The organism is Paenibacillus sp. AR247 (genome assembly GCF_002968895.1).
Lineage (GTDB): Bacteria > Bacillota > Bacilli > Paenibacillales > Paenibacillaceae > Paenibacillus_AQ > Paenibacillus_AQ favisporus.
Genome location: NZ_PCZT01000009.1, coordinates 2,215,222 through 2,226,407 on the forward strand (window position 1 = coordinate 2,215,222; position 11,186 = coordinate 2,226,407).

The window sequence follows — 11,186 nt, forward strand, 5'->3', positions numbered from 1 at the left end:
GTCGCCCACCCGCTCGCCGTTCAGCTCCAGCTCATAGAAGCCAAGGCTCGTCGCGTATATTCGTGCCTTCCGGACGTCCTTACTCACACGGAACGCTTTGCGGAGAAGGAACTCTTCTTCCGCCTGGGGATCGATCATTCCCGGTTCGGGTGTAATCCAATCTGCACTCCAGTCCGATATCCGCAGCAGTCCCATTTCAAAATGGGACGTGTCGCTCCATTCCGACTCCTGCCCCTGCTGGTCCCACACTTTGACGCGCCAGCTGCAGCGTTGTCCGGACTGAAGCATGGCACCCGCATATTCGACAAGCACCGATTGGTCCGAGTCCACGACGCCCGTGTCCCAGATCAGATGATCCCCAGCAAAATCCCCTTCCTCTCCCGCCACCTGAAGATGATAAGCCGACTGCAGCAAATGCATCCGGCCGGACGTGAGCTGCCAGCTGAAGCGGGGACGCTCCGTGCCGAGCCCGAGCGGCTCGCTGCGGTATTCGCAGGTCAATTTCGTAATGCCTAGCGTTGACATAGACTTCCCTCCCGTTTTTTTGCGTTGGATGCTAGCTAGGGTCTTTGGCCATGTGTTTCAACTACTGCTTCCATTTGTACCTTCAAAGAAGACAGACCGCGTTTAAAGGTATTTTTTCTTGCAATATCAGGAAGCCATGGCTCTGGTGTTTATTATTATAAAAAAGGCTGCTCGGCGATACAGGCGGCGATCTGGACGAAAATATAGGCTGATCTGGACATATCGCCAATGATCACCTAGGATAGGAGCAAAGGTTGATTTTCCGAAAATCCACCATCGAGGGGAGAAGGCAAGTGAGCATAAAACGAAGCCAGGCCTTGCTGCGGATGGACGCTTTTTTCGAGCCGGGGGTGCCCTTCTACGTCAACCGCGTGTCTGAATCGTTCGATATGCTGGAACACTCGCACGAGTTTGTGGAACTGACCTATGTCAGCGAAGGCTCGGGCGTCCATTATATCGGCGGAGAAGCCTGGCCGGCAGAGCAGGGCAGCCTGTTTCTCATCCCGGTCGGACTCTCGCATGTGTTCCGGCCGAAGACCCCGCGGAAGGACCGGCAGCTGGTCGTGTACAACTGCATCTTTCCTGCCGATTATCTCCGGGAGCTTGAAGCTGCTTTCCCGCGTGATCGGGAGGTGTTCGCCGCCTTTCTGGAACCGGATATGCCGTGGCTGGAAATCAAAGATCAGAGCGGCGAGTATCATGCCTTATTCCGTGAGCTGTACCGGGAATATGCCGGCCGAAGCCCCGGCTGGCTGCTGCTGCTGACCTCGCTGCTGGTCCGCGTGCTGACCGGCTTGTACCGGCACCGGCTGCAGCTGGATCCGCCAGCCGTCAGGCGCCAAGGCTCGCTGACGATCGACGAATCGATCGCATATATAGAGCGTCACTTCGCCTCCGATTTGCGGCTGAGCGAGCTGGCGGCGCAGGCCAGCCTCAGCCCGAGGCATTTCAGCCGGCTGTTCGCCCGCCAGACGGGAATGAGCTTCACCGCTTATTTGCAGGGCATCCGCATGGACGCCGCCTGCCGTATGCTGCTCGAAAGCGACGGCAGCGTGAGCGAAATCGCCGCCCGGGCCGGGTACAGCGATTTGAAGTTTTTTCACCGGCTGTTCAAGCAAAAGACCGGCATCACGCCCAGGCAGTACCGACAGCGGCGAAAGGGCTGAACCGCCAAGCCGCTATCTTTTCTCACACTCGTGAATGCCGAACCGTACCTATCATTCCAAAGGAGAAACGCCTGCCATGACGATCCAATCCGTTTTCCGCCGGGCCAACCAAATCTGCAACCGCGAACTGACCCGGCTGGAGGAAGCCGGCCTGTCCATCGCCATTATGTACTGGGGGTTTATGCCCACGCACTATGACAATTCCATGCACCGCCACTCCTTCTTTGAAGCCTGTTACGTTGTGGACGGCGAAGGTGCATACATCGAACAAGGCAAAGAATACCCGCTGAAGAAAGGCACCGCTTTTCTGTCCCTGCCCGGCGTCTGGCACCAGATCCAAAGCGAGACCGGTCTTACGCTCGTCTATGCCGCTTTTGAGGTGGATGAAAAGCATACCGGGAGCCCATATCTGGAGGCTTACCGGCACTTGGCCGAGCATGGGCAGCCGGTGGTGGATGGTGCGGACGAGCAGCCCGCCGGGCATTTGTGGGATGCGCTTATCTCTATGTTTCAGACTCCAAAACCGGCCCTCCAACCGGTACTCAGCCACGTCTCCATGTCCCTGATGCTGTCCATTCTCTCCCTGCACGGAACACAGCAGCAGGACACGCCGGAAGCTGGCTCGGATGTGGCAGCCGCCGAAGAGAACTCTCTCTTTCGGCAGGCCAAGCTGTTCATTGACGACAACCTGGGCGAAGAGCTGACACTCGCCTTGGTTGCAGGGCACCTGCATATTTCGTCCCGCCATTTAACGAGGTTGTTTCAGGCCAACCTGAGCCAATCATTCGTCCACTATATTCAGGAACGCCGGGTGCGCCGAGCTTCCCAGCTGCTGCTTCAGAGCGACCTGCCTGTCAAGGACCCCATGGATCAGATTACCGTTGAAGAATAGAACGTCTCCCCGGTCCATGATGGCAGGCACGGCTTTCCTGTCTTTGGGCGGCTTAACCAGATGAGTCGTAAACGACTCGCTGGAATCTGCTTCCTCCGGACATACCAGCGCATAATCACTCGTTTTTTCCCAGCTGCTGCTTCAGAGCGACCTGCCTGTCAAGGACATCGCATCGCAGTGCGGCTTTCAGTCGGTCCATTATTTCACACGAATATTTACCCGCCGGCTCGGTGTATCCCCCGCGAAATTCAGACGTTCCCAGTTCACCGAAGGGCGTTCGGGCAAAGAACATTTCCCTCCGAACATGTCCTGATTGTACAAAAGCTGTTCTGGATCGTTTAAAGACGCTTCCTCTCCCTCGTCTTACAATGTTACACATAACGACAGACAAGAGGGAGGAACACCATGACTGCATCAGTACCCCCATCCTTTAATCCGTTACCCGTCAATTCCATTCCCGTTCACAGCCTCGAGGAACCTTCTCTTATTCTGGACGGCTTCTCCAAAGATTACGATTCCTTAATAGCCCGGCTGACCGCCATGTACAAAAATCACGGCGGCGAGGCTTTCGTCGTCGCGATCGATGCGGCGAACGGAGCCCAGTACGGCCGCTGGGTGAACCGTCTCCGCACTTACTGCGAGGAAGAAGACATTCCCTGGATCGGAATCGATACTGCCCGTTATATGAAGAAACCGGAGGATCTTCAGCGGCAGTTTCATCCCTATCTGACCGATAACCGCGCGTTTGGCAAAATCGCCGCCGACGTCTCGGAAGACGGCTATTTTCAGGAAGGAGCCCGGAAAAAGTGGCTCCAGGACGTTCAGCAGAAGCTGAGAATCTGCAGCGAAGCGGTCAAAGCCGGCGAAACCCCGATTCCGATGGTCGTGACCGCCGGTCCCGGGGCGCTCTTCCTCTGCCCCTCTCCGGATGTTTCCGTTTACTGCGACCTGTCCAGAGAGTACCAGCAGAAGCTCCACCGGATGGGCATGGGCAGTCTCGGCCTAGGCGAAAGCGCCGATGCCGTCGAGACATACAAACAGGCCCTGTTCCTGGAATGGCCCGTATGGGAGAACTATCGGAATCGGCATCTGTATGATTACGATGTGTACATCGATATGAATCAGCCGGAATCTCCGGCCTGGGCTACCCTCCCGGCGCTCAGGGAGCTGCTGGCCGCCGCCGCCCGCCGCCCGTTTCGGGTCAAGCCGTTCTTCGCGCCGGGCATATGGGGCGGACAGTATCTGAAGGAGCTGTGCGGATTGCCTGAAGATTGGCGCAACTGCGCCTGGGCATTCGAGCCGATCGCCCCCGAGAATACGCTGTTGATCGAATCAAACGGCAGCGTCATCGAAGTACCGTTTCCGCTCCTGCTTACCTCACACCCGGAGGAAATCATGGGAGGGCGGAATGTGGAGCTGTTCGGGGATTATTTTCCGATCCGCTTCGATTACCTGGATACGATCGACGGCGACAACCTGTCGCTGCAGGTCCATCCGCAGCAGGCATACATCGAGCGGACGTTCAACGAAACGATGACGCAGCAGGAATCCTATTACATTATGGAGCAAAAGCCGGGGTCCTCCCCCATCGTTGCCTTGGGCTTCCAGGAGGGAATTGGCGGCAGCGACCTGCTTCAAGCGGTGGATCAGGCCCATGAGACACGGCAGCCGCTCGACATCGGGCAGTATGTCAACGTATGGGAATCCCGCAAAGGGGATCTTTTTCTGATCCCGCCGGGCGCCGTCCATTTTTCCGGCAGGGACAACCTCGTGCTCGAAATATCGTCCACCACCTGGTGGTTTACCTTTAAAATTTACGATCACCTCCGCCTTGACCAGGACGGCCTGCCCCGTCCGATCAACCGGGACCATGCGGAGCAGAACATGATCGACGATTTCGACACCGCGTATGTCCGGGAGCATCTGATCGCACAGCCGAAGATCAGCCGCGTGCAGGGAAACAGCACCGAGGAGCTGCTCGGCGAGCGGGACGACCTGCTGTTCCAGGTCAAGCGGCTGCGTCTGGACGGACCGTGGGAGGATCATACCGAAGGCGGTTTTGTCATGTACAACCTGGTCGAGGGGCAGCGCGTCCGTCTGATTCCGGAACGCGACGAGGAAGCCGCCGTGGAATGGGGGTTTGCAGAAGCCTACATTGTTCCCGCCTCGATCGGCGGCTACCGGCTCGAGCCAATTGGCCCCGGGCCTTGCTCCTTGATCAGCGCCCAGGTTTCGCCGGGCTGGAATACGCCGCTCCTTCCGCACCACTGGAAGCCCGGTGAGCGGGCATGAGCGGAACCCCCGGCAAAACGCCGGCTGGGACGGTCGTCACATTGGCCATCGACGCCGGCGGAACCTTCATGAAAGGCGGCGTGCTGGAGAACTGGATCCTTCTGCCCGAGCCATATCTGGAGCTGCCTTCACGCTCGGAAGCGGATGCCGAAAGCTTCATTGCCCATTTCGCCAGCCTGATCATCCGGCTTGCCGGAGCATACATGAAGGGAAGCGGCACCCCGGAGCACGATGTAACGTTTCGCATCGGGACGGCCTTTCCGGGACCCTTCGATTACGAACGCGGCATCTGCCGCATCCGGGGGCTGGGCAAATACGAGCAGCTGTACGGCGTGCCCGTAGGTGAGCTGCTCAAGAAGGAGCTTCGCCGCCGCGCCGGCTGCCGGCAGCGACCCATGGATGCGGTCGCTCGCGGATGCGGACATCGCCTTCGGCAACGATGCCGTCCTGTTCGGCATGGGCGCGGCCAAGCGCTACCCCGGCGAGCGGCTGCTCTGCCTGACCTTGGGCACCGGTCTCGGCTCGGTCTTCATGGACCGGGGCCGGACGGTCAGCGGCTCGGACGGCGTGCCCGAGAGCGGCATGCTGTATGCCGAGACGTTCGAGGGCGCGCCGGTCGACGGTCAGTTCGGCAGGCGCGGCATGCTGGCGCTGGCGGACGCGCTCCAGGCCCGGCGGCAAGGTGATGATGTCATCGACCTTGCCGCCGCGGCCGCCCGGGGCGAGTCCGCCGCCCTCCGGGTCTGGCGCACCTACGGCGAGCGGCTCGGACGGATGCTGCGCCCATATGTTGCCGCTTTTAGGCCGGACCGCCTGATCCTGGGCGGCCAGATCGCCAAAAGCCTGCCGCTCTTCGGCGCTTCCCTTTCGGAAGCACTGCTGCCGGTACGGCTGCCCGTGCTGTATGAAGACGATCTGCTGCGGCTGGTCTTTTACGGAGCCGACATGCTTTTTGACTAATACGGATTCTTTTTCCCTTAATCGGCTTTCGCTGGAAGGCCCATACAACTCTCCCCTTAAGGAGGATACACGATGACACTAGAACAACAGTTAAAAACAGGCCGACGCACCGCTGCCCACCCGCAAGTGGACGATTTACGCCATTCACCATTCCCATACCGACCTCGGCTATACGGATCGTCAAGAGAAGATCGAGCAGTACCATGTCGATTTCATCCGCCAGGCGCTGCGGATCGCCAATGCCGCTCATGCAGGCGCCAAACCCGGGTGGAAGGGCTTCCGCTGGACCTGCGAAACGTTCTGGGCGGTGGAACAGTTTTTGAAGGCGGCCTCACCTGAGGAGCAACAGTCGTTTGCCGAAGCCGTCCTCCGCGGCGACCTCGAGCTGTCCGGGACCTATCTGAACATGACGGAGCTTCCGGACGAACAGCTGCTCAGCAGCCTTCACAGCAAAGCCCAAGCCTACGCCGCCTCGATTGGCAGTCGCGTGGACAGCGCCATGACCGCGGATATCAACGGATACGGCTGGGGGTATGCCGACAGCCTGCTGAACCATGATATCGAGCATTTGTTCAGCTGCATCCATACGCATCACGGCATGTACGCCCTTGGCCGCAAGCAGGCTCCTTTCTGGTGGGAAACGCGCGACGGCCGCCGCCTTCTCGTCTGGAACGGGGAGCATTATATGATCGGCAACGAGCTGGGCCTGTGCCCCGGAGCGCTCGGCAAATACATGATCCGCGACGAGTTCAGCCACCAGCTGGTGGAACCGGAAGCGATCCATGACGGCATCGCCACGGTCCGCATCCGCCGGTACTTGGCGCAGCTGGAAGCCGAGCAGTACCCGTATGCGTTCGTGCCCGTAATGCTCTCGGGACTTGGCACCGACAACGGCGCGCCGAACAGCCGGATCATCGAATGGATCCAGGCCTGGAACGAGCAGCACGGCGACCTGATTACGATCGAAATGACCAGCCTGAGCGGCTTTTTTGCCCGCCTGAAGCAGGGAAATCTGGCCGAACTGCCTGTCCATCGGGGAGATTGGCCGGATTGGTGGACGGACGGCGTCAGCTCTACACCGATGCATACCCAGGTCTTCCGGGATGCCCAGCGGACGCTCCGCAAGGCGGTCAAGCTGAACGCTGAAGCAAGCGTATTGAGCCGGGCCGAGATCGATGAGACAGAGGAAGCGCTGGCGCTGTATGCCGAGCATACGTGGGGCTACCATTCCTCCATTTATGAACCGTGGCATAAAAACGTCCAGCTGCTGGAGGTCCGCAAGCTGGCGCATGCCGCAGAAGCAAGCCGCCTGGCCTACCGCGCCTTGGACAAGGTGCTGATGCAGCAGGGCAGCGCCACGCTGTACCCGGATCGGCCGTACCGGTTCCGGGTCAGCAATCTGGCCAGGCGCGAAGTGACGGAGCTCGTCACGCTCCAGCTGGACGGCTGGGAGCCCGGCGCCCTGCGCGAAGGTGTCGAAGTCGTGCGGGAGGACACCGGCGAAGTGCTGCCGCAGCAGTCCGTCCATCCGCACACCATCGTCACCGAGCTCAAGCTGCAGGCACAGGAAACCTGTTTCCTGCTTCTGCGCCCGCCGGCTGCTGCGCAGCGGCAATCCGTACGGGGCGTTCACCCCGATCTATGAAGTCACCCGGCCGGCGGATGAGACGGATGCCTCCCAGGTATGGAGCACCCGGGCCCGGATGGGCCGCAACCGCAAGGGGCTCCACGCCGAGCGCTCCGCCGGGCGCATTACATCGGTGCGCACCGTGGAGAACGGACCGCTTTATGCCACGGTAGAAATCTCATACATGCTGAACGGCTTGTCCTACTTCGCCTTGTTCCTGCGGGTCCATGCCAACCGGAACCGGGTCGACGTGTCGGCGCGCTTCCATAAAGACAGCGTCTGGAGCCCGGAGAACGTCTACCTCTCGCTTCCTTTTACAAGCGGCGACACCTTGCGGGATACGCTGTATGCGGATAAACCAGGAGGGCTGGTGCGTCCGTGGAAGGACCAGATTCCGGGGACCTGCCTCGATTATGCCTGCGTCCAGGAAGGCATCGCCTGGCAGGATGACCGAAGCTCGCTGCTCCTGGCTTCGCCGGATACGCCGCTCATGCAATGGGGCCCGCTGGAGTACGGCTCAAGACGCCTCCACACCCAGCAAGCGGAGGACGAGAAGCCGGAGTCATACGCCTGGCTGATGACCAACTATTGGGAGACCAATTTTAAAGCGACGCTCGGCGGCTTTTACGAATTTCAATACCATGTCAGCTCGGAGCCGGCGCTGCCGGAGGATGAGCTTGCGGCAGCCCTCCGGGCGCTGCACGAACCGTTTGTCGTATGCCGCATGCGTCCGGAAGGCGTATAAACGGCCAACAAGGTGCAATATTTGAAGGACGTCCATCGACATACTTTCATCGAAGACAGACGCATATAGCGAAAGTTTTTCTTTCTATATAAGAAAGATTAGTCTCCGAAGCTTATACATTCTTATATCTACAAAAAGGAGCTGTCCCTCATGGGACGGCTCCTTTCTTGTTTGTTCTTCTGCTGGTGCCAAAACGTATACACCGATCCGACGGGACTGCGGCGAACCAGCGCTGAAACTTCGCCCTTCCTCTTCGCTCTTTAGGTTTGCACCATTCCCTTCTCCCTTTCTCTACGCACTTTAGCTCGTCACGAACAATCCCCTTTCTCCCCCGCACTTTATACAGCAAAATAATGCTATTCCCCGCCAACTCTCTTTAGCAGTATTTTCTTCTTTCTCCTCCAATCTTTAATTTGTTATTATTTTGTTATATTAATAACGCTAATTTTTATTGTTATTAGTATAATAGAAGACAATAAATAACAAATGAGTACATTTAAAAAACGCATTCAAAAAGCTATAATAACAATGCAAACGCTAACATATTCGAAATGGGGAGAGTAGAAATGAAAAAGAAATCTGTTACGTTGTTAGGATTTGTTATGATCCTGATGCTTTCCATGTCCCTGTCCGCCTGCGGATCAAGCGGCGGCAGTGATGATTCGGCCAGCAGCGGAGGAGGCACGGATAGCACCGGCACTTCGTCCGGCGGATCTACCGGAAGCGGAACCGAGCTGTCGGGCAAAATCACCTTTTTGACCAACCGCACCGACATGATCGGCAAAGAGTATGACGATTATGTAAAGCGCTTTAACGAGAAATACCCGAATATCAAAGTGGAATTCGAGGGTTCGCAAACCGATTATAACCAGCAGGCCAAGGTGAGAATGGCCGGCGATGAGCTTCCGGACGTGATGTTTATCCCGACGATTCCGAACTCTGACCTGCCGAAGTATTTTGCTCCGCTTGACGATCTCGGGCTGGATGACAAGATTACGTTTAAAGACTTCAGATCTTATGAAGGCAAAGTATACGGGATCACAACAGGCAACTCCACATCCGGTATCGTGTACAACAAAAAGGCGTTCGCCGATGCAGGTATTACGGAAATTCCTAAAACTTGGGACGAGTTCCTGGCAGCTTGTGAAAAGCTGAAGCAAAAAGGCATCGTTCCGCTGGCTTCCAACTTCAAGGATAAGTGGCCGCTGAACAACTGGGTGTATGACCTGCCGCGGCTGATCGAGAACAATGCGGACTTCCCGAACACGAAGCTGAATACGGACACGCCGTTCACGATGGACAACGGTTACGGCAAGGCGTTCAGCCTGATCCGTGAACTGAATGAAAAAGGCTACCTGGAGAAGGACATCAACTCCACCAACTGGGAGCAGTCCAAGAAGGATGTGGCCTCCGGCAAGTTCGCCATGTACTTCCTTGGCAACTGGGTCATCAATCAAGTCGTCGGAGCAGGAACGACTTCGGACAACGTCGGCTTCTTCCCGCTGCCGTATGACAACTCCGGCACGCTGCGCGCCGCCCTTAGCCCTGACTTCTTCTATGCAGTATCCAAAAACAGCAAAAACGTTGATGCTGCCAAAGCTTTCGTAAAATGGATGATCGAAGATTCCGGTTACGAAGATTTCGCCGGATTCATCCCGCCACTGAAAGACAAAGAGTCCAAGCTGGCCCAGCTGAAAGAATTCCAGGCTACCGGCGTGGAGCTTCAGGAAGGCACACCGGACGACGCGACGGTTACCGACATCCTCAATAAAGCCCAGATCGATTTGCCTGCCATGGTTCAGGAATTCGTCCTTGCCAAGGATCCGCAAAGCGTCCTGGATAAATGGAACAAGGCGTGGGCCAAAGCCAAGAAAGACCTCGGCAAATAACGCCTGCTTACAGAAATAGCCCGGCAAAGTGGATTATCCGCCTTAGGAGGTAATCCGCTTTGCTGTCGGCTTGCATCCAAGAAACGCCTATAAGTTTGCAGAAAGAAGGTATAGCATGTTCGGAACACTCTCGTACCGCAAACAGAAGACGATCATTATCGTCTCTTTTTTACTGATTCCTTTAATTCTATTAGCCACCTTCACCTACTACCCGGCGATCAAGCTGATCTATTACAGCTTTACGAACTGGGACGGCTACAGCCCGGAGAAGCCTTGGGTCGGCCTGGACAATTACCGGGAAGTGTTCTCCAATTCGGATATTTTCAAAGTGTTTGAGCACAACTTCGCTTATTTTGCGATGGGAATCGTCCAGAATATCATCGCCATTTACTTTGCTGTCGTCCTGAACAGCCGGCTGCGCGGCCGGAACGTGTTCCGGATTCTGCTGTTTCTGCCTTACATCATGAACGGCGTGGCGGTCGCTTTTATGTTCGGATACGTGTTTGACACGACCAACGGCTCGCTGAACCTGTTCCTCTCCAGCCTTGGACTGAAGCATCTTGGCGAAACGAGCTGGCTTGGCACGGAAGGGCTTGTCAACTATGCGCTGGCCTCTACCGGTCTGTGGCGCTTCATGGGCTACAACATGGTCATTTACATCGCTTCCCTTCAAGCCATTCCGAAGGATATTTACGAAGCGGCGAAAATCGACGGTGCCGGCTCTTTGCAGACCCTGTGGAAAATCACGCTGCCGAACATGAAGCCGGTCATTCAGCTGAACCTGTTCCTGACCGTGACGGGCGCGCTCGAAGTGTTCGACCTTCCGTTTGTGCTGACCAAAGGCGGACCAGCGGGAGCGAGCCAGACCTACGTGCAGCGCGTCGTGGAAACGGCCTTCGCCTACAACAACTATGGATTGGCCTCGGCGATGAGCGTCATCTTATTGTTCTTTGTGGTCATCGTACTGGCCGTTCAGCAGCTTGTGCTCAGCAGAGGAGGAAATAAATAATGCATTCATCCAAATTCCGGATCCAGGACCTGATTAAATACTTGACCCTGCTCATCGGGGTATTCGTCGTCCTGTTCCCTC

At 57.0% G+C, this 11,186-nt stretch carries 11 protein-coding genes and 1 pseudogene; 9 read left to right on the top strand and 3 right to left on the bottom strand.

The annotated features are described in order from the left end of the window. The coding region (locus CPT76_RS40035; protein ID WP_258168588.1) for a glycoside hydrolase family 78 protein at positions 1–525 on the bottom strand (525 nt) is incomplete at its 3' end. Positions 526–818: 293 nt separating this feature from the next. On the opposite strand from CPT76_RS40035, the gene CPT76_RS18890 reads away from it, so the two are divergent. Both CPT76_RS18890 and CPT76_RS18895 read left to right on the top strand, forming a co-directional pair. Then, on the top strand, positions 819–1,691 hold the full coding sequence (locus CPT76_RS18890; RefSeq protein WP_105443924.1) for an AraC family transcriptional regulator: 873 nt from the start codon (positions 819–821) through the stop codon (positions 1,689–1,691). 76 nt (positions 1,692–1,767) lie between these two features. Then, positions 1,768–2,583, top strand: a complete 816-nt coding sequence (locus tag CPT76_RS18895) for a helix-turn-helix domain-containing protein (RefSeq protein WP_181152919.1) — start codon at positions 1,768–1,770, stop codon at positions 2,581–2,583. Here CPT76_RS18895 and CPT76_RS18900 read toward each other — a convergent pair. Next, positions 2,554–2,709: pseudogene (locus CPT76_RS18900) on the bottom strand (phytanoyl-CoA dioxygenase family protein); the annotation flags it as partial. The gene CPT76_RS18895 and the pseudogene CPT76_RS18900 overlap by 30 nt on opposite strands. Positions 2,710–2,719: 10 nt before the next feature. Here CPT76_RS18900 and CPT76_RS18905 point away from each other — a divergent pair. Both CPT76_RS18905 and CPT76_RS18910 read left to right on the top strand, forming a co-directional pair. After that, the gene (locus CPT76_RS18905) at positions 2,720–2,896 is read left to right on the top strand and encodes an AraC family transcriptional regulator (RefSeq protein WP_258168657.1); all 177 of its coding nucleotides are present in this window, start codon (positions 2,720–2,722) and stop codon (positions 2,894–2,896) included. 92 nt (positions 2,897–2,988) lie between these two features. Continuing rightward, the gene (locus tag CPT76_RS18910; protein ID WP_105443926.1) at positions 2,989–4,875 is read left to right on the top strand and encodes a class I mannose-6-phosphate isomerase; all 1,887 of its coding nucleotides are present in this window, start codon (positions 2,989–2,991) and stop codon (positions 4,873–4,875) included. 128 nt (positions 4,876–5,003) lie between these two features. Here the strand turns inward: CPT76_RS18910 and CPT76_RS36725 are convergent, their stop codons facing one another. Further along, positions 5,004–5,312, bottom strand: coding sequence for a hypothetical protein (locus CPT76_RS36725; protein ID WP_219845441.1), 309 nt, complete (start codon positions 5,310–5,312; stop codon positions 5,004–5,006). Here CPT76_RS36725 and CPT76_RS18915 point away from each other — a divergent pair. From CPT76_RS18915 to CPT76_RS18930, 5 genes are all read left to right on the top strand, one after another. After that, positions 5,275–5,835: an ROK family protein gene (locus CPT76_RS18915; RefSeq protein WP_105443927.1), complete on the top strand. Its 561-nt coding sequence runs from the start codon at positions 5,275–5,277 to the stop codon at positions 5,833–5,835. The genes CPT76_RS36725 and CPT76_RS18915 overlap by 38 nt on opposite strands. A 190-nt stretch (positions 5,836–6,025) precedes the next feature. Next, a complete protein-coding gene (locus CPT76_RS40040; protein ID WP_258168658.1) occupies positions 6,026–7,480 on the top strand; it encodes a glycoside hydrolase family 38 N-terminal domain-containing protein in 1,455 nt (484 codons plus the stop codon). A gap of 58 nt (positions 7,481–7,538) precedes the next feature. After that, the gene (locus CPT76_RS40045) at positions 7,539–8,207 is read left to right on the top strand and encodes a hypothetical protein (protein WP_258168589.1); all 669 of its coding nucleotides are present in this window, start codon (positions 7,539–7,541) and stop codon (positions 8,205–8,207) included. A 566-nt stretch (positions 8,208–8,773) separates the two neighbouring features. Next, complete coding sequence (locus CPT76_RS18925; RefSeq protein ID WP_105443928.1) at positions 8,774–10,096, top strand: ABC transporter substrate-binding protein; 1,323 nt, start codon at positions 8,774–8,776, stop codon at positions 10,094–10,096. 115 nt (positions 10,097–10,211) lie between these two features. Then, entirely contained in the window at positions 10,212–11,105 is an 894-nt protein-coding gene (locus CPT76_RS18930; RefSeq protein WP_076169143.1) for a carbohydrate ABC transporter permease, read from the top strand. Positions 11,106–11,186: the final 81 nt, after the last annotated feature.